Origin of the sequence: Pseudomonas kairouanensis (assembly GCF_004682055.1) — a bacterium.
GTDB classification, from domain to species: Bacteria; Pseudomonadota; Gammaproteobacteria; order Pseudomonadales; family Pseudomonadaceae; genus Aquipseudomonas; species Aquipseudomonas kairouanensis.
The window spans coordinates 1-18,005 of sequence record NZ_QUZU01000018.1 but is presented as its reverse complement, the minus strand read 5'-3'; the positions used below and the strand labels follow the sequence as shown (position 1 = coordinate 18,005).

The 18,005-nt window shown below is 62.4% G+C and carries 17 protein-coding genes and 1 pseudogene; 9 read left to right on the top strand and 9 right to left on the bottom strand.

Going from position 1 to position 18,005, the window contains the following annotated elements; all coding sequences use genetic code 11:
• Positions 1-66 precede the first annotated feature (66 nt).
• The 4 genes from DYL59_RS15700 (at position 67) to DYL59_RS15685 (ending at position 3,907) form a co-directional block, all read left to right on the top strand.
• The gene (locus tag DYL59_RS15700; RefSeq protein WP_016975030.1) at positions 67-1,077 is read left to right on the top strand and encodes a sulfate ABC transporter substrate-binding protein; all 1,011 of its coding nucleotides are present in this window, start codon (positions 67-69) and stop codon (positions 1,075-1,077) included.
• 141 nt (positions 1,078-1,218) lie between these two features.
• Complete coding sequence (gene cysT / locus DYL59_RS15695; RefSeq protein ID WP_105524542.1) at positions 1,219-2,037, top strand: sulfate ABC transporter permease subunit CysT; 819 nt, start codon at positions 1,219-1,221, stop codon at positions 2,035-2,037.
• A gap of 13 nt (positions 2,038-2,050) precedes the next feature.
• Positions 2,051-2,923, top strand: a complete 873-nt coding sequence (gene cysW, locus DYL59_RS15690; RefSeq protein ID WP_135290011.1) for a sulfate ABC transporter permease subunit CysW — start codon at positions 2,051-2,053, stop codon at positions 2,921-2,923.
• A 3-nt stretch (positions 2,924-2,926) separates the two neighbouring features.
• Complete coding sequence (locus tag DYL59_RS15685; protein ID WP_135290010.1) at positions 2,927-3,907, top strand: sulfate/molybdate ABC transporter ATP-binding protein; 981 nt, start codon at positions 2,927-2,929, stop codon at positions 3,905-3,907.
• Between the two features lie 128 nt (positions 3,908-4,035).
• On the opposite strand, the gene DYL59_RS15680 is transcribed toward DYL59_RS15685, so the two are convergent.
• Positions 4,036-4,563, bottom strand: coding sequence for an Mpo1 family 2-hydroxy fatty acid dioxygenase (locus tag DYL59_RS15680; protein ID WP_135290009.1), 528 nt, complete (start codon positions 4,561-4,563; stop codon positions 4,036-4,038).
• 83 nt (positions 4,564-4,646) lie between these two features.
• Here DYL59_RS15680 and DYL59_RS15675 point away from each other — a divergent pair, with 83 nt between their 5' ends.
• Positions 4,647-5,339: a Crp/Fnr family transcriptional regulator gene (locus DYL59_RS15675; protein ID WP_135290008.1), complete on the top strand. Its 693-nt coding sequence runs from the start codon at positions 4,647-4,649 to the stop codon at positions 5,337-5,339.
• Between the two features lies 1 nt (position 5,340).
• Here DYL59_RS15675 and uraH read toward each other — a convergent pair whose 3' ends face one another.
• Together uraH and DYL59_RS15665 are read right to left on the bottom strand one after the other, a co-directional pair.
• On the bottom strand, positions 5,341-5,751 hold the full coding sequence (gene uraH / locus DYL59_RS15670; protein ID WP_135290007.1) for a hydroxyisourate hydrolase: 411 nt from the start codon (positions 5,749-5,751) through the stop codon (positions 5,341-5,343).
• 23 nt (positions 5,752-5,774) lie between these two features.
• Positions 5,775-6,248 (bottom strand): GlcG/HbpS family heme-binding protein, encoded by a 474-nt coding sequence (locus DYL59_RS15665; RefSeq protein WP_135290006.1) that lies wholly within the window; start codon positions 6,246-6,248, stop codon positions 5,775-5,777.
• Between the two features lie 154 nt (positions 6,249-6,402).
• Here DYL59_RS15665 and DYL59_RS32105 point away from each other — a divergent pair.
• Positions 6,403-6,503 (top strand): annotated as a pseudogene (locus DYL59_RS32105) (response regulator); the annotation flags it as partial.
• 130 nt (positions 6,504-6,633) lie between these two features.
• Here the strand turns inward: DYL59_RS32105 and DYL59_RS15660 are convergent.
• Positions 6,634-7,638: an AraC family transcriptional regulator gene (locus DYL59_RS15660; RefSeq protein ID WP_135290005.1), complete on the bottom strand. Its 1,005-nt coding sequence runs from the start codon at positions 7,636-7,638 to the stop codon at positions 6,634-6,636.
• A 101-nt stretch (positions 7,639-7,739) separates the two neighbouring features.
• Between DYL59_RS15660 and DYL59_RS15655 the strand changes: the two genes are divergently transcribed.
• On the top strand, positions 7,740-8,819 hold the full coding sequence (locus DYL59_RS15655; RefSeq protein WP_135290004.1) for a fatty acid desaturase: 1,080 nt from the start codon (positions 7,740-7,742) through the stop codon (positions 8,817-8,819).
• On the opposite strand, the gene DYL59_RS15650 is transcribed toward DYL59_RS15655, so the two are convergent.
• From DYL59_RS15650 to DYL59_RS15640, 3 genes are read right to left on the bottom strand one after another with little or no spacing between them, the layout of a single operon-like run.
• Positions 8,791-10,401, bottom strand: coding sequence for an arylsulfatase (locus DYL59_RS15650; RefSeq protein WP_135290003.1), 1,611 nt, complete (start codon positions 10,399-10,401; stop codon positions 8,791-8,793). The genes DYL59_RS15655 and DYL59_RS15650 overlap by 29 nt on opposite strands.
• Before the next feature lie 15 nt (positions 10,402-10,416).
• Positions 10,417-11,232: an ABC transporter ATP-binding protein gene (locus DYL59_RS15645; protein ID WP_135290002.1), complete on the bottom strand. Its 816-nt coding sequence runs from the start codon at positions 11,230-11,232 to the stop codon at positions 10,417-10,419.
• Positions 11,229-12,827 (bottom strand): ABC transporter permease, encoded by a 1,599-nt coding sequence (locus DYL59_RS15640; protein WP_135290001.1) that lies wholly within the window; start codon positions 12,825-12,827, stop codon positions 11,229-11,231. Before DYL59_RS15640 ends, DYL59_RS15645 begins: the two co-directional genes overlap by 4 nt.
• A 287-nt stretch (positions 12,828-13,114) precedes the next feature.
• Here DYL59_RS15640 and DYL59_RS15635 point away from each other — a divergent pair, with 287 nt between their 5' ends.
• Entirely contained in the window at positions 13,115-14,116 is a 1,002-nt protein-coding gene (locus DYL59_RS15635; protein ID WP_135290000.1) for an ABC transporter substrate-binding protein, read from the top strand.
• 111 nt (positions 14,117-14,227) lie between these two features.
• Here the strand turns inward: DYL59_RS15635 and DYL59_RS15630 are convergent, their stop codons facing one another.
• Entirely contained in the window at positions 14,228-15,148 is a 921-nt protein-coding gene (locus tag DYL59_RS15630) for a LysR family transcriptional regulator (protein ID WP_135289999.1), read from the bottom strand.
• 179 nt (positions 15,149-15,327) lie between these two features.
• Between DYL59_RS15630 and DYL59_RS15625 the strand changes: the two genes are divergently transcribed.
• On the top strand, positions 15,328-16,233 hold the full coding sequence (locus tag DYL59_RS15625) for a TauD/TfdA dioxygenase family protein (protein WP_135289998.1): 906 nt from the start codon (positions 15,328-15,330) through the stop codon (positions 16,231-16,233).
• 60 nt (positions 16,234-16,293) lie between these two features.
• Here DYL59_RS15625 and DYL59_RS15620 read toward each other — a convergent pair whose 3' ends face one another.
• Positions 16,294-17,901: an alkaline phosphatase family protein gene (locus DYL59_RS15620; protein ID WP_135289997.1), complete on the bottom strand. Its 1,608-nt coding sequence runs from the start codon at positions 17,899-17,901 to the stop codon at positions 16,294-16,296.
• Positions 17,902-18,005: the final 104 nt, after the last annotated feature.

Here is an 18,005-nt window from a genome sequence, read left to right as displayed (position 1 = left end):
GCGATTCGCATGCTAGACCCGCACTTATAAGAAAAAGCCAACACCCAAGAATTTTCAGGAGCTTCTATGTCGTCGATTCGCCGTTACGCCCTGGCCGCCCTGGCCAGCGCCGTGTTTGCAGGTTCCGCCGTTGCCAAGGACTACGAGTTGCTCAACGTCTCGTACGACCCTACCCGTGAGCTGTACCAGGACTACAACGCTGAGTTCACCAACTTCTGGAAACAGTCCCACCCGGGTGACAACGTAAAAATCCAGCAATCCCACGGTGGTTCGGGCAAGCAAGGCCGTGCTGTGATCGACGGCCTGCGCGCCGACGTGGTCACCCTGGCCCTGGCCGGTGACATCGACGAAATCGCCAAGCTGGGCAAGACCCTCCCGGAAAACTGGCAGACCCGCCTGCCGGACGCCAGCACCCCCTACACCTCCACCATCGTGTTCCTGGTGCGCAAGGGCAACCCTAAAGGCATCAAGGACTGGGGCGACCTGATCAAGAAAGACGTTTCGGTAATTACCCCGAACCCGAAAACCTCCGGCGGTGCCCGCTGGAACTTCCTCGCCGCCTGGGCCTATGGCCTCAAAGCCGGCGGCAGCGAAGCCAAGGCCCAGGAATACGTGAAAGAGCTGTTCAAGCACGTACCTGTGCTGGACACCGGCGCTCGCGGTTCGACCATCACCTTCGTCAACAACGGTCAGGGTGACGTGTTGCTGGCCTGGGAAAACGAAGCCTTCCTGGCCCTGAAGGAAGACGGCGGCGCCGACAAGTTCGATATCGTCGTGCCGTCCTTGTCGATCCTGGCCGAGCCGCCAGTGGCCGTCGTCGACAAGAACGCCGAGAAAAAGGGCAACACCGAAATCGCTACTGAATACCTGAAGCACCTGTACAGCCCGGCTGGCCAGGAGATCGCGGCCAAGAACTTCTACCGCCCACGCGATGCAAAAGTGGCCGCCAAATACGCCCAGCAGTTCCCGAAACTGGACCTGGTGACTATCGACAAAGACTTCGGCGGCTGGAAAACTGCCCAACCGAAATTCTTTAACGACGGTGGCGTGTTCGACCAGATCTACACGGCGCAGTAAGCCAAAGTACCTGTAGGAGCGAGCTTGCTCGCGAAGATCGTCAACGATGACGCGGGCATTCTGAATGAACGCGGTGCCCTTGAGTTCTTCGCGAGCAAGCTCGCTCCTACAGTGGTTTCTACCCTTTAACCAAGGACTCTTATGTCGCGTCGTATCTCCCCCGTCATACCCGGCTTCGGGCTGACGCTGGGCTACACCGTGGTGTACCTCAGCCTGATCGTACTCATCCCCCTGGCGGCGATGTTTGTACACGCCGCTCAACTCACCTGGGATCAGTTCTGGAACATCATCTCCGCACCGCGCGTGCTGGCGGCCTTGAAGCTGAGCTTCAGCACCGCGCTCTACGCCGCGTTGATCAACGGCGTGATCGGCACGCTGCTGGCCTGGGTGCTGGTGCGCTACACCTTCCCCGGTCGCAAGATCATCGATGCGATGATCGACCTGCCGTTCGCCCTGCCGACCGCAGTGGCCGGTATCGCCCTGACGGCCTTGTACACGCCCAACGGCTTTGTCGGGCAGTTCGCCGCTGACCTGGGCTTCAAGATCGCCTACACCCCGCTGGGTATCACCCTGGCACTGACCTTCGTCACGCTGCCGTTCGTGGTGCGCACGGTGCAGCCGGTACTGGCCGATATCCCCCGGGAAGTCGAAGAAGCTGCCGCCTGCCTGGGCGCCAAGCCGCTGCAGGTGTTCCGCCACATCCTGGTGCCCGCGCTGCTGCCTGCCTGGCTGACGGGGTTCGCCCTGGCGTTCGCCCGTGGTGTGGGTGAGTACGGTTCGGTGATTTTCATCGCCGGCAACATGCCGATGAAAACCGAGATCCTGCCGCTGCTGATCATGGTCAAGCTCGACCAATACGACTATCGCGGCGCCACCTCCATCGGTGTGTTGATGCTGGTGGTTTCCTTTGTCTTGCTGCTGCTGATCAACTTGTTGCAGCGGCGCATCGAACGTCCATAAGGAGGCGCGGAACATGTCCCAATCGTCTATTTCCGCCGCGTCCTCGGCCAACGCCGCCCGTCGTGGCAGTGCTGCGTCGCGACGTATCCTGATCGGCCTCGGCTGGCTGGTGTTCGTGCTGTTCCTGCTGTTGCCGCTGCTGATCGTGGTGACCCAGGGCCTCAAGAACGGCCTCGGCGCGTTCTTCACTGCGATCCTCGAACCCGACGCGCTGTCGGCGCTGAAACTCACGGTGATTGCCGTGGCAATTTCGGTGCCGCTCAACGTGGTGTTCGGCGTCAGCGCCGCCTGGTGCGTGAGCAAATACTCGTTCCGTGGCAAAAGCATCCTGGTGACGCTGATCGACCTGCCGTTCTCGGTGTCGCCGGTGATCGCGGGCCTGGTCTACGTGTTGATGTTCGGCGCCCAGGGCTTTTTTGGCCCATGGTTGCAGGACCATGACATCCAGATCGTGTTCGCCTTGCCCGGCATCGTGCTGGCGACCATCTTTGTCACCGTGCCGTTCGTGGCCCGTGAACTGATCCCGCTGATGCAAGAGCAGGGCACCCAGGAAGAAGAGGCCGCACGGCTGCTCGGCGCCAATGGCTGGCAGATGTTCTGGCATGTGACCGTGCCGAACATCAAGTGGGGCCTGATCTACGGCGTGGTGCTGTGTACCGCGCGGGCCATGGGTGAGTTCGGCGCGGTGTCGGTGGTGTCCGGCCACATCCGCGGCGTGACCAACACCCTGCCGCTGCACGTCGAGATTCTCTATAACGAATACAACCACGTTGCCGCGTTTGCGGTGGCCAGCCTGCTGCTGATCCTGGCGCTCTTCATCCTGCTGCTCAAGCAGTGGAGCGAGAACCGTATCAACCGCCTGCGCAACAGTGCCGGTGAGGAATAAGTCATGTCGATCGAAGTCCGTAATGTCAGCAAGAACTTCAACGCCTTCAAGGCCCTGAACAGCATCAATCTGGATATCCAGAGTGGCGAGCTGGTGGCGTTGTTGGGCCCGTCCGGCTGCGGCAAGACCACCTTGCTGCGTATCATCGCTGGCCTGGAAACCCCGGATGCCGGCAGCATCGTGTTCCACGGTGAAGACGTGTCCGGCCACGATGTGCGTGATCGCAACGTCGGCTTTGTGTTCCAGCACTACGCGTTGTTCCGCCACATGACCGTGTTCGACAACGTCGCCTTCGGCCTGCGCATGAAGCCCAAGAACCAGCGCCCGAATGAAAGCCAGATCGCCAGCAAAGTGCATGAGCTGCTGAACATGGTGCAACTCGATTGGCTGTCGGACCGCTACCCGGAACAACTCTCCGGTGGTCAGCGCCAACGTATCGCCCTGGCCCGCGCCCTGGCGGTAGAGCCCAAAGTGCTGCTGCTGGACGAACCCTTCGGTGCCCTCGACGCCAAGGTGCGTAAAGAACTGCGCCGCTGGCTGGCGCGCCTGCACGAAGACATCAACCTCACCTCGGTGTTCGTGACCCACGACCAGGAAGAGGCCATGGAAGTCGCCGACCGTATCGTGGTGATGAACAAGGGCGTGATCGAGCAGATCGGCTCACCGGGTGAAGTCTACGAAAACCCGGCCAGCGATTTTGTTTACCACTTCCTGGGTGATTCGAACCGCCTGCACCTGGGCGAAGACAACCATGTGCTGTTCCGTCCCCACGAAGTGTCGCTGTCGCGCCATGAACTGGAAGACCACCATGCGGCCGAAGTGCGTGATATTCGCCCATTGGGCGCGACCACCCGCGTGACCTTGAAGGTGGAAGGCCAGAGCGAGCTGATTGAAGCTGAAGTGGTGAAAGACCATGACAGCCTGACTGGCCTGGCACGCGGCGAGACCTTGTTCTTCAAGCCCAAGGTGTGGCAAAAAGCCTAAACTTTACCCCATAACCCAATGTGGAAATGGGATCAAAATGTGGGAGGGGGCTTGCTCCCGATAGCGGTCTATCAGTGACAGCTGTACTGACTGATCCACTGCTATCGGGAGCAAGCCCCCTCCCACATTCAGACCTCACTAGGCTTTAGATCGCGGCGTGCCACCGGCCCCGACCGATCTTCAATCTGCTGCTTGAGGTCATGGCGCAACCCCAGCAAAAACGCCACCTCCGCCACCACAAACAACGGCCCCACGATCAGCCCCGACACGTCATCCACAAACGCGGGCTTCTTGCCTTCGTAGTAATGCCCCACAAACTGAATCACCCAGCCCACCACAAACATGCCGACGCCGCTGCTTAGCCACACCAGCGTGCTTTGCGCCGCCAGCACGTGCCCGGCCCATACCGACAGGCCCATCAACACCGTCATCAGGGCGCCCAGTGCCAGTTCAAGACGCAGGTAAAACCACGCCGAAAACAGCGCGAGCAATACCGCCGGTGAAATCCACAGCCCACCCACCGCCCATTCGGGACGCGACAGCAACACCGCCACCGCGACGACAATCAACGGGATGCCGATAAAGTGGCTGGCAATATTGCGTGGGTCGCGGTGGTAGGCGGCGTATTGGCTGAGGTGGTCGACGAGGCTTTTCATTGTTATTCCTCCTGTAGGATGTTTGATCATGCCCTGTCAGCCTTCGCCTAACTGTCAACTGGGCGACACTCTGTGGAGTTCTCATGATCGCGTCGAAATGGCACGCCCGGTTGGTCGCCGGCCATTGGTTCAGCCACCTGCCCATTGAGCTACAGCGTAGTCTGCTGGCGGCGGCGCGGTTGCGCTCGCTGACGGCTGGAGAGTACCTGTTCAAGCGCGGCGACCCGCCTTGCGGCCTGTATGCCGTGCTGGAAGGTGCGGTGCGGGTCAGCGCGGTGAATGCCCAGGGCAAGGAGGCGGTATTGAGCCTGGTCGAATCACCCTACTGGTTCGGTGAAATCTGCCTGTTCGACAGCTTGCCGCGTACCCACGACGCGCTGGCGATGGGGCCTTGCACGCTGGTGCAGGTGCCGCAGGCGCAGATGCTTGAACTGTTGGATGAGCACCCGGTGTATTGGCGGGACATGGCGCTGTTGATGAGCCACAAGCTGCGCTTGTCATTGATCAATATCGAGCAGATCAGCCTGATGAGCACGTCGCAGCGCCTGGCCCACCGGCTGATGATGATCGCTGAAGGCTACGGCGAAATTGCCCAGGCGCGCCGCGTGCTGCAGTTGCCGCAGGAAGACCTGGCGGCGATGGTGGGCCTGTCGCGCCAGACCACCAACAGTCTGCTCAAGGCGCTGGAACAGCAGGGCATCATCGGCTTGAGTTACGCCGCGATTGAGGTGCTGGACCTGCAACGCCTGCGGCAGGCCGCAGGCGTCGCCGGTTGAACTACGAACCGCGATACGTGGAAAACCCATACGGGCTGAGCAGCAGTGGGATGTGGTAATGCTGGTCGGCCTGCTTGACCTGGAAAATCACCGGCACTTCTGGGAAGAACGTCTCGCGGCCCGTTTTTTTGTAGTAATCGCCGGTCTTGAACACCACGCGATACTCACCCGGCTGCATGCTGTGGTTGGCCGGGAACAACTCGGCGATGCGCCCCTGCTGATTAGTAACGCCCTCAGACAGCGACTGCCAGTGGTCGCCCACCTGTTGCTCAAGGGTGACACTCACACCGGCCGACGGTAGGCCGTTTTCCAGGTTGAGCACGTGGACGCTCAAGGGGTTGCCATCTGCCAGTGCCAGGTTGCACAGGCCGCTCAGGCTGAGGGCGGCGAGGGTCATGCTTAAGGTTTTCATTCAGAGGTCCTTTCGAGGAGGGATCAGCGGGTAGTCTTCAAGCCCAGTTGCTCGGCTGCCTGCACGGCACAGGCTTCATCCTGCGCAGCGCCGCCGGCACCGGCGATGCCCAGTGCACCGACCAGTTCGGCATCGGCAAACAGCGGCACGCCGCCGCCGAGCAACAGCAACTCGGGCAAGCTGTTAAGGTTGGCCGCTTCGGGGTTGTTGCGGGCGCGCTCGGCAAACAAGCGGGTCGGGGTTTTGGTCGACAGCGCGGTGTACGCCTTGCGTTGGCTGGCGACACTGTTGTGCGGGCCGACGCCATCGGCCCGCAGGCCCAGCAGCAGGTTGCCGCCGCGGTCGAGCACAGTCAGGGCTGCGGTGCAGTGGGCCAGGCTGGCAACGGCCAGTTGGCGTGCGGTGCGCAGATCAAGCTCGGCATGACGCGGCAGTGGCGGTGTAGCCTGGGCCGTGGTGCACACGGCAAGGCTCAAGAACAGGGCAGTGCGATACATGGTGAGGGCTCCATAAAGCTGGCCGTCACGTTAGCCAGCGCACGGAGTCAGAAGCCGCACAATTTGATGACAAAGTTGTAATCAAACCACGAGGTAAGGCATGCAGGTGTTGTTAGTAGAAGACCAGCCCCAGTTGGCGCAGTGCATGGCCCATCTGCGTGGTTTGGAAATGCAGTGGATGACTATTTGCTCAAGCCGTTTGAGGATAAGGCGTTGATGGCGCGGGTGAGGAAACTGCTTCGGCGTGGGCGGTGACGGGGAGGGCCTCATCGGGAGCAAGCCCCCTCCCACACTGGACAGTGGTCACCCTTTGGATTTGTGAATACAGTCAAATGTGGGAGGGGGCTTGCTCCCGATGAGGCCCTTCCAGCCGCCACAAATCCTCCTACCGCAACCCCTCCCGAAACTGCCCCGGCGTCATCCCCGTCCACCGCTTGAACGCGCGGTTGAAACTGCTGGTATCGGCAAACCCCAACAAATGACTGATCTCTGCCAATGAACACTGCGGGTCCCGCAGGTGCAACAACGCCAAATTCTCCCGGCACTCATTGAGCAACGCATCAAACCTGCACCCTTCATCCGCCAGATGCCGCTGCAAGCTGCGCAAACTCAGGTGCAACGCCTGCGCGACGCGTTCAGCACTGGGCTCGCCGTCGGGCAGTTGCGCTTCGATCACCCGCCGCACCTTGCGCTCCCACGTCAGCGGTTGCAGCTGGGCGAGGGTGCGCTTGAGCACGGTTTCGTTGTGTTCGGCCAGCTCGGGGTTGGCGTCGTCCAGGTGGCTGTCGAAGTCGTGGGCGGCGAACTCCAGGCGGTCTTCCTCGGCGCCAAAAAACACCGGCGCACGAAACACCGTGTGCCAGGGCTTGGGGTCGGCAGGCTCCGGCCTGCGCAGGTACACCGCCAGTGGTGCGTAGTCCCGGCCCAGGCGGTTGCGGCAAGTGCGCACATAGATCGCCGCAAAGGCATCGATGGCTTCCCGCGCGGGTGCCGGGCTGCCTGGCAGTTGCAGCAGGCGAAACCGATAGCGCTCACCGTCGCCACTGAGTTCAAGGGCCAGGGCATCGCTGACCACTTGGTGATAGCGCACGATGCGTTCGAACACTTCCCGCAGGCTGCCGCTGGCCACCAGCGCATACCCCAGCGCATGGAAGGTAGTGGGGCTGACAAAGCGCGACACCCGCAAGCCAATCGCCGGGTCGCCGCTGGCCTGCACCGCCAGTTCCCATAAACGTGTGGTGGCCGACAGCGGGTAGCGCGCATTGGGGTCGTCCATCTGTTGCGGGTCGAGCCCGGCTTGCGCGCACAGTGCTGCGCTGTCCAGGCCCAGGGCGTCGAGCTGCTTGCGCAGGGCGCGGGTCCAGCTGGCGAGGGAGGTGGGTTCGGTCATGACGATTGGCGCTTGCGGTCAACAGGTTGGCGTCCGGGGCTAGCGTCCTGCCAGATCGCTTGGGGCAGGATGGACACATCAATACACAAGAGGATGGAAGCATGGACGGTACTTCTGCAAGTCCCCAGCAGATGAACGCACAACAGCGCTCGGCCAGAATCCGTGAAGTGGTGCTGGCCGAGGGCATGCGCTTGCGCCAGCGGCACCCCTGGCTGCTGCATCAGGACGCGCTGGGCGCGGGCATCCTGGCCTTTGCCCTGGTGGGCATGGTCGGCTCGGCGGCGCTCTATATCAGCGGTCACCTGGCTTGGTGGGCGTGCCTGCTGCTCAATGCCTTCCTGGCCTCGCTGACCCACGAGCTGGAACACGACCTGATCCACAGCATGTACTTTCGCAAGCAACGCCTGCCCCACAACCTGATGATGGGCCTGGTGTGGCTGGCGCGGCCCAGCACCATCAACCCGTGGGTACGCCGCCACCTGCACCTGAACCATCACAAGGTGTCCGGCACCGAGACCGATATGGAAGAGCGAGCCATCACTAACGGCGAACCCTGGGGCTTTGCGCGGTTATTGATGGTGGGCGACAACGTGATGTCGGCGTTTATCCGCATCCTGCGGGCCAAGACCTGGAAGCACAAACTGACCATCCTCAAGCGCTCGCTGCTGGTTTACGCACCGTTGGCGCTGCTGCATTGGGGTGCGTGGTATGTGTTCCTCGGCTTTCATGCGGCCAATGGCATTGCCAGCCTCCTGGGGGCGCCCATCGATTGGTCGGCGACGACGTTGCAGGTGATGCAGGTGATCGACATCGCCGCCGTGGTGATCATCGGCCCCAACGTGCTGCGCACCTTTTGCCTGCACTTTGTCAGCTCCAACATGCACTACTACGGCGATGTGGAACTGGGCAATGTGATCCAGCAAACCCAGGTCTTGAACCCTTGGTGGCTGTGGCCGTTGCAGGCGTTCTGCTTCAACTTCGGCAGCACCCACGGTATCCACCATTTTGTGGTGAAGGAGCCGTTCTACATCCGGCAGATGACGGCCAAGGTGGCGCATAAAGTGATGGCCGAGATGGGCGTGCGGTTCAATGATTTGGGCACATTTGCGCGTGCCAATCGGCTGGAGCCCCTGGCGCGCGCAAACCCTGGGCTCAGTCCGGCTGAAACGGCGATGCGCTGAGTATCACGCCGGTTTCGTCCACGTATTGCTGCCAGTGGCCGATCAGGGTGGCCAGTTTGTCCGGGTGGCTCAGGGCGAGGTCGTGGATTTCGCCGGGGTCCTGGCTCAGGTCATACAGCTGCCAGGTGGCCGGCCCCACGGGGCCTGGGATGTACACGGCTTTCCACTGGCCCTGGCGAATCGCCCGGCGCCCGAACAGCTCCCAGCCGGTGACGGTGTGCTCGTCGTGCACCTGGGCGGTTTCACCCGACAAAAAGCCCAGCCACGACTTGCCCCGCAAAGGCGCCACCGGCTTGCCCCGCCACAGTTTGCCGGGGTGGCGCACGCCGGCCAGGTCCAGCAGCGTCGGGGTGATATCCATCACCGTGCCGAACCCATGGCTGATCCGCCCCTTGAGCGACAGCCGAGGGTAGTGCACCAGCGCCGGTACGCGAATCCCGCCCTCGGTGGTGAAGGCCTTGAACAGCCGTGACGGCGCGGTCGCCACCTGAGCCCAAGACGGCCCATACCAGACGTAAGAGTTGGCGCGCCCGATGTTTTCCAGGCTGTTGTCGTAATGCTGGTTGAGGTAGGTCAGCAGCTCGGGGCCAAACTTGGGGAAAGCCTCCAGCAGCGCACCTTCGGCGCCGTTATCGGACATGAACACAATGAAGGTGTTGTCCAGTTGCCCCTGCTGGTGCAGGTACTCCACCACCCGGCCGATGTTCCAGTCCATGCGCTCGACCATCGCCGCATACACTTCCATGGCCCGTGCCGACACCTGGCGCTGTTCGTCACTCAGGGCCGCCCACTGGGTGTTCAGCTCGATCAGCGGATGGGGCTGCACATCGGCATCGATCAGGCCCAGGGCCTTGAGTTTTTCCAGGCGCTCCAGGCGCAGCACGTCGGGGCCTGCGTCGTAGCGGCCACGGTACTTGTCGACGATCTCGGCCGGCGCCTGCAACGGCCAGTGCGGCGCCGAAAACGGCAGGTAAGCGAAGAACGGCCGGGCCTGGTCGCGCTCCTTGAGGTACTGCAGCAGCTTGTCGCCAAACGCGTCGGACGAGTAGAAACCTTCGGGCAACTGCTCCACGAAGGTGTCGTCTTCGATGTACAGCGCCGGGGTGGATTTAAGCAGGCCGGGGGTGGTGTCGTCGTAGGTCGGTTCGAAACCGTAGTGGTTCGCTGCGCCTGGCAACAGTGCGAACGAGCGCTCGAACCCCCGTGCGTGGGGCGCCAGTTCGGCGGTAAGGCCCAGGTGCCATTTGCCGCTCATCAGCGTCTGGTAGCCGGCCTCGCGCAGCAGTTCTGGCAGGGCCACCACCTTGTCGTTCAGGTAGCCCTCGTAGCCGGGCTTGCCGATCAGCTCCGGGGTCAACGCCTCGGCCATGGTGCCGATGCCGGCGATATGGTGGTCGGTGCCGGTCAGCAGCATCGAGCGGGTTGGCGAACAGGTGGGCGCGGTGTGGAAGTCGGTCAGGCGCAGGCCGTTGTGCGCCAGGGCGTCCAGGTGCGGCGTGGCGATTTCGCCGCCAAACGCACCGAGGTCGGAGAAGCCCATGTCATCAGCCAGTATCACGAGAAAATTGGGACGTTGCGGCATCAAGGCACTCCTCTTTCAGCAGGCAATAAAGGCCAGCGGCAGGTCGCGGATCTGTTCGCGCTGCGGCGGCTGGTAATGGTCATCGCTGGTCAGTTCGTGCAGCAGTTCTTCACGCAGTTGGTGGAACTCAAAGCTGCTGCGCTGGCGCGGATGGGGCAGGGCGATATCGACCACCTGCTTGATCCGCCCGGGCCTTGGCTCCATGACCACCACGCGGTCGGCGAGGAAAATCGCCTCTTCCACATCATGGGTCACCAGCACCGTGGTGATCCTGGCGCGGGCGCGAATCGCCAGCAGTTCGTCCTGCATCTGCTGGCGGGTCAGGGCATCGAGGGCGCCGAAGGGTTCGTCCAACAGCAGGATGCGCGGGCTGGCCACCAGGCCTCGGGCAATCGCCACCCGTTGGGCCATGCCGCCGGACAGTTGATGGGGGTAGGCACGGGTGAAGTCGCCCAGGCCCACCAGCTCGATAAAGTCATGGATGCGCCGGTTGCGTTCGGCCTCGCTCAACGGCTCGTTGACCAGGCCCAGGCCGATGTTTTCAGCCACGGTCAGCCAGGGAAACAACCGGTGCTCCTGGAACACGATGCCGCGCTCACCGCCGATGCCGCTCACGGTTTTGCCGTCGACCAGGATCTCACCGCGAAACTGGGTGTCCAGCCCGATCAGCAGGCGCAACAGCGTGGACTTTCCGCAGCCGCTGGAGCCGACAATCGCGACGAATTCACCTTCGGCAATGTCCAGGTTGAATTCGCGGATGGCTTCCAGTTCGAAGCCGTCCACATCGAAGCTCTTGCCCACATGGTTGAAGCTGACGAGGGGTGCGTTCATGCGTGTCTCCAGCGGGTGGCGCGGGTTTCGATGCGCTGGCCGATAAGGTTGAGGGCCGCGCCGGTGAGGCCGACCAGGAGCATGCCGCTCATGATCAGGTCCATGCGCAGCAGCTGTTGGGCGCCGATCATCAGGCTGCCGATGCCGCCGTTGGACGGCATGAAATATTCCGCGCCGATGGTGCCCAGCCAGGCGTAGATCAGGCTTAGGCGCAGGCCGGCGAAAATCCCTGCCGCCGCGCCGGGCAGTACCAGGCGGCGCAGGCGTTGGAACAGGCTCAAACGCAGCACCTGTGCGGCCTCACGCAGCTGGGGCGACAGGTTCAGCACGCTGCGTTGGGTGGCGATAAACAACGGGAAGAATGCCGCGAGCCCGATAAAAACCCACTTGGCCAACTCACCCAGGCCAAACCAGGCGGTGAGCAGCGGCACCCAGGCGAAGATTGCGATCTGGCGCAGTGCCGACAACGTCGGGCCGAGCACCCGCTCACTGCGGTGGGACAAGCCCAGCCACAGGCCCATGGCAAACCCCAGGCTGCCACCCAGGAGCAAGCCCCCCAAGGTGCGTCCCAGGCTCTTGCCCAGGGCGCCGGACAGACTGCCGTCGAGCACGCCTGCCACGGTGGTCTGCACCACCTCCCACGGGCTTATCAGAATGTTGGCGTCCACCCAGGCGTGTTGGGTCGCCACTTGCCATAGCGCCAACAGCAGCAACGGCAGCAGCCAGGGTTGCAGGCGTTGCCAGCCTTCATAACGCGGGCCGCGACGGATCTGCGCGGTCGCCGGGTGCGGCCAGTGCACCCATTTGCGGTCCAGCCAACCGATGCCGCGGTCCATCACCACGCCCAGCACGCCAATGACCACGATGCACACGAAGACGATATCGAGCATGAACAACTGTCGCGCCCATACCATCAGGTAGCCGATGCCCTCGCTGGAGGCCAGCAATTCCACGGCCAGCAACGACGTCCAACCCGCTGCCAGTGCCAGGCGTACCCCGGCCATGAAGGCCGGGAGCGCAGCGGGCAGGATCAGCCGACGAATCAGCAGGTGAGTGGGCAGGCGCAACACGCGGGCGGCCTCGCGCAGGTTGGGCTGTGCGTCGCGCACGCCCACCAGGGTATGCAGGGTAACGGGCACCACGATGGCCTTGACCAGCACCACCAGTTTCAAGGTTTCGCCAATGCCGAAAAACACCATGAACAGCGGGATCCAGGCCAGGGTCGGCACTTGCGACAGCGCGCTGAACGTGGGGAACACCAGGCGCTCGGCCCGGGCGCTGAAGCCCAGCAGCGCACCCAGCAACGCCCCGGCGCTGATGCCCGCCAGCAGCCCCCAGAACAGGCGCTGCAAGCTGATCGCCAGGTGGCTCCATAGCTCGCCACCGGCCAGTTCCACCGCGCTGCTCCACACCAGGGAGGGCGGCGGCAGGATCTGTTCGCTCATCCAATGATTACGGCTGGCCAGCCACCACAGCGCGAACAGCCCCAGGGGCAGCAGCCATGGCAGCAGACGCTCGCCCAAGTGCGGCCAGCGGTGCACGGCGCCTGGGTTGGGTGCGGCCAGTGGCAGGCTCAACAGTGAGATTCGGGCCATGGAAGACCTCCGTTGTCGCCGATGGCGTTATGTGATTTTGATCTTACAAAAACGCAATCAAGATGATTGGGGGATAAGAAAATCATTTAAAGCCTCTGCCCGGCACGCATCCAATGCATTCGGAGAATATTTTCGATGCTGTTCATGCATAGCGCTCTGGAGCCTGCGTTTTCACTCGCATAGTCCTAAAAGCTATTAAATTGTGAATTTATAGTATTTAAAGTTTTGTGCCGGTTGTGCGTACTTTCGGCTCCCCAGGCGACCCTCGCCCACACGGAGCTGCGCTTATGAAACTGCCCTTCAAACGTCTGATCACCCTGGTCGCGGGTACCGCGCTGGCCGGGCTGGTACACGCCGCTGACCTCAAGGAAATCCGCATTGCCGTGCCAGACCTGAGTGCCGGCAGCCAACACAGCGGTGGCGGTGTCACCGATGTATTGCGCACCCAGCAGATCTACGAGAAGGCCTTCGCCGACCAGGGCATCAAGATCCAGTGGAATTACTTCAAGGGCGCAGGCCCCGTGATCAACGAAGCCTTCGCCAACGGCCAGGTCGACCTGGCTTACCTGGGCGACCTGGCCGCGATCATCGGTCGTGCCAATGGCCTGGATACCCGCCTGCTCAGCGCCACCGCGCGCGGTGTGAAGCAATACCTGGGCGTGGTGCCGGGCTCGGGCATCAAGACCCTGCAAGACCTCAAGGGCAAACGCATCGCGGTGTTCCGTGGCACGGCCAGCCAGCTTTCGTTCGACAGCGCCCTGGCCAGCCAGGGCCTGAGTGAAAAGGACTTCAAGGTCATCAACCTGGACTACAGCGCCGCCAGTGCCGCACTGGCCGCCAAGCAGATCGACGCCACTTGGGGCAGCTCCAGCCTCAGTGCCTTGCAGGCCAAGGGGCTGGCGGACTTGCCCTTGACCACCAAGGACCTCGGCGGGGCGGGTAGCATCCAGGCGGTGTTGGTGGGCAGCGGCAAGTTCGTCGATGCACACCCCGAAGTCATCGCCCAAGTGCTCAAGGCCCAGCAGCAGGCGGTGCAGTGGTTGACCGATGACAACAACAAGCAGGCCTACATTGATCTGGTGTCGGGGCTGGCCAGTTACCCGCCGGTGATCCTCGGCAACGACCTGAAAAACGAGAAGCTCAGCGAACTGTTCCCTTCCACCCTCGACCCGGAGTTCCTGGGCAAATTGCAGGACTCGGTGGACCTGGCCGCCAAGGAGCGGCTGATTCGCAAGCCGTTCAAGGTCAGTGAGTGGGTGGTGCCTGGGTTGCAAGCGGCGGGGCTTTAGGTTCTTTGGTGTCTGGGCTATTGCTATCGGGGGCAGTCGAATCGTCGCACCGCCCCTCCCACAATGGAATGCATTTCAAATGTGGGAGGGGGTTGCCCCCAATGAGGTCTTTCAGACCGCCACACTCACTTGCTGCCTGTCCACCTCCACCAACGTCTCGATCATCGCCTTGGCCGCTGGCGACAGGCGCGAGCCGGTGCGGCTGACCACCCCGCACCGCGCGCTCATGGTTTCCATGTTCTGCGGCAGGTTGCGCCAGTGCAGCAGCACCAGCGTGCCCTGGGCGATGTCATCGGCAAAGGCTTCCTCGGTGCCCACGCCGATGGCATTGGACTGCAACACGATCTTCACCAGCGCCGGGAAGTGCTCGGTCTGGATACTCGGCGAAAAGTCCATGCGCCCGCTGAGGTTCGCCAGCAATTTGCGAATGCCCTGGGAGATCAGCGGCGAGGCCAGCGGGTAGTCGAACATGTCGTTGGTCGACAGGCTGTCCTTGGCCAGCAGCGGGTGCCCTGGGCGGCAGAAAAACACGCCTCGCTTGGGGCTCAACGCGCGGGTCTGGAAGTTCGGGTCGTTTTCGAACTGGCGGATGTCGGCGATAAAAAATTCGATCTCTTCACGGCTCAGCGCACGGCTGAGTTTTTCCCAGTTGTCCACCTGGAAACTGGTGCGGATCTTCGGGTGGGCGGTGATAAAACGCGCCACCGCATCGGGCACCAGTTTCACCGCGGGCGCGGGGCCGGTGCCGAAGCGCAGGTCGCCGGCGTCGAGCTTGGTCATGCGGGTGACTTCACTGCTCAACAAGGCCGCGCCGTGCACCAGGCTCAGGGCATGTTGCAGCACCACTTGGCCTTCGGGGGTCGGGCGCAGGTCTTTGTTGGCCCGGTCCACCAACACGCAGCCGAACTCCTGCTCAAGCCCCTGGATACTGCGGCTGAAGGCCGGTTGGGTGATGCCCATGGCGTCCGCTGCGCGGACAAAACTGCGGTGTTCGTTGAGGGCGATGAAGTAGCGCAGTTGGCGAAGATCCATATGCTTTCCCGGCATCTTAAAAATAGGTCGAAGGCATTTGCGACCGAGGGAGCTGAGGTTTTAAATGCAAGCTCTTATTCCGTCAACGAAGCATTGATTCATTTGCTAGACCTAAAATGCATATGAATAGAGCGTTGCTGGAAAGCGTCCCCACCATCAGGCACATGAGGGTCATCACAATGAGCAATGCCGCATTAGCTGTTCAACCCATCGCCCAGGCGCTGGACATCCACCCCATTGGCGGGCGCATCGGCGCCGAGATCCGGGGCATTCAATTGTCCGGTGAACTGGATGCCGCCACTGTCGAGGCCATCCAGCAGGCGCTGGTGCAGTACAAGGTGATCTTCTTTCGCGAGCAGACCCACCTCGACGACCAGAGCCAGGAAGCCTTTGCCCACCTGCTCGGCGAACCGATTGCCCACCCCACCGTGCCGGTGCGTGACGGCACGCGCTTTTTGATGGAGCTGGACGGCGGCCGTGGCCAGCGCGCCAATTCGTGGCACACCGATGTGACCTTCGTGGATGCCTACCCCAAGGCCTCGATCCTGCGCTCGGTGCTGGCGCCCAAGTCTGGTGGCGACACCGTGTGGGCCAACACCTCCAGTGCCTACAACGACCTCAGCGCCCCGCTGCGCGCCCTGGCAGACAGCCTGTGGGCCGTGCACAGCAACGAATACGACTACGCCGCCATCAAGCCCGATGTGTCGGCCGAGAAGCTGGAGGCGTACCGCAAGGTGTTCACCTCCACCGTCTACGAAACCGAGCATCCGGTGGTACGCGTGCATCCGGTCAGCGGCGAGAAAACCTTGTTGCTGGGGCACTTCGTCAAGCGCCTCAAAGGCTACTCCCAGGCCGACTCGACGCAGCTGTTCAACCTGCTGCAAAGCTACGTCACCCGCCTGGAAAACACCGTGCGCTGGCGCTGGAACACTGGCGACGTGGCAATCTGGGACAACCGCGCCACTCAGCATTACGCGGTGGATGACTACGGCACCCAGGAGCGCATCGTGCGCCGGGTGACTCTCAAGGGCGATGTGCCGGTGGGCGTGCAAGGGCAGCGTAGCCAGACCACCAAGGGCCTCTAAGCCGATACACATCCAAATGTGGGAGGGGGCAAGCCCCTCCCACATGGGTTTTGTGTTGTCCTACCAAACGCCGATCTGCACCACCTTTTCTGCCTCCGGCTCACCGTAACGAAACCGTTGGCCACGCAGATCGATCTCTGGGTGGCTGATGGTGGTGCGTCGCTTCAGGCCGCGCAACCAGTCGAACAGATAGCCCAAGTGGGTCTCGCGCACGCCGGCATACGCCGGGTCTTCCCCCAGGTCGTGCCGTTCCTGCGGGTCGTTTTCCAGGTCAAACAACTGTGGGCGAAAGCCGTCATACGCCAAATACTTCCAGCGCTCACTGCGCACCATGGTCATGCGGCAACGGTCGATGGGTTGGGCCAGGCGCTCGCGGGCCGGGGCCTGGAAGGCGTAGTCGTATTCGGCGATGGCGTAGCTGCGCCAGGCGGTGTCCTGGCCCTGCAGCAGCGGGATCAGCGAACGGCCTTCCAGGCGATGGTCGGCGGCGGGCAGGCCCAGAGCGTCGAGAAAGGTCGGCAGTGCATCGATGGTTTGTGCCAGGCGCTCATCCACCGAACCCCTTGTGATATCGGCGCTGGCACGCGGGTCACGCACGATCAACGGCACGCCGACTGCCGGCTCCAGCAAAAATTCTTTTTCACCGAGGAAGTGATCGCCCAGGAAGTCACCATGGTCGCTGGTGAACACAATCAGCGTGTCATCCCAGCGCCCATTGCTTTGCAGAAAATCGAACAGCCGACCCAACTGGTCATCGACCTGTTTGATCAGGCCCATGTAGGTGGGGATCACCGTGAGCCGCACCTCATCCCGGGAAAAATTCAGGCTCTCCTGGTGTTGGCGAAACGCCTGGTACACCGGGTGATCACTGGTGTGCTCCGGCTGGATGGGCGCCTGGATGTGCTCGGCGCCATACAACGCGTGGTACGGCGCAGGCGCGATATAGGGCCAGTGCGGCTTGATATACGACAAGTGCAGGCACCACGGTTGCTCGCCTTGGGCATGGATAAAATCGATGGCGCGGTCGGTGGTGTAGACGGTTTCTGAATGTTCCTCGGCCACCCGCGCGGGCAGCCCGGCGTTGCGCATATGCCAGCCGCTGAGGATCTCGCCGTTTTCACCTGCGGCGGCGTTGGCCCAGTCGTGCCAAGGGTTGGTGCCGTTGTAACCCAGGCCTCGCAGGTAATGGGTGTAGGGCGCGGACTCGCGTTTATCGTCGAACAGCGGGCTGTCGGGGTAGATGCCGTCGTGGCGCAAATACGCGTCAAAGCCGACCTCGTTCAACGGCTCGGCCTGGTCGCTGTCCGGGTCGATATTCAGGCGCTGCAAGGCTTCCAGGTTGGGCGTGGCGTGGGTCTTGCCCACCAGCGCGGTGCGGATGCCGTGGGGGCGCAGGTAGTCGCCGATGGTCAGTTCTTCCAGGGGCAACGGCACGCCGTTCCACGCTACCTGGTGGCTGCTGACATAGCGGCCGGTATAGGCTGACATGCGTGACGGCCCGCAAATGGTGCCTTGGGTGTAGGCGCGGCTGAAACGCACGCCAGCGGCGGCGAGCCGGTCGATATTCGGCGTGTGCAAGTGGGCATGGCCGTAGCACGACAGGTAATCGCGGCGCAGTTGGTCGCACATGATGTACAGCACATTGCGAACGGGTTGGGGGTGGGACATGGGGCTTCACCGAACGGAGGACAGGCGGGTTTTTTCGCCGTTCGGGTGGGTGGCTGGCAAGTGCATTTGGGGACTGGGTTTGATGCAGTGAATGCATGGGTATA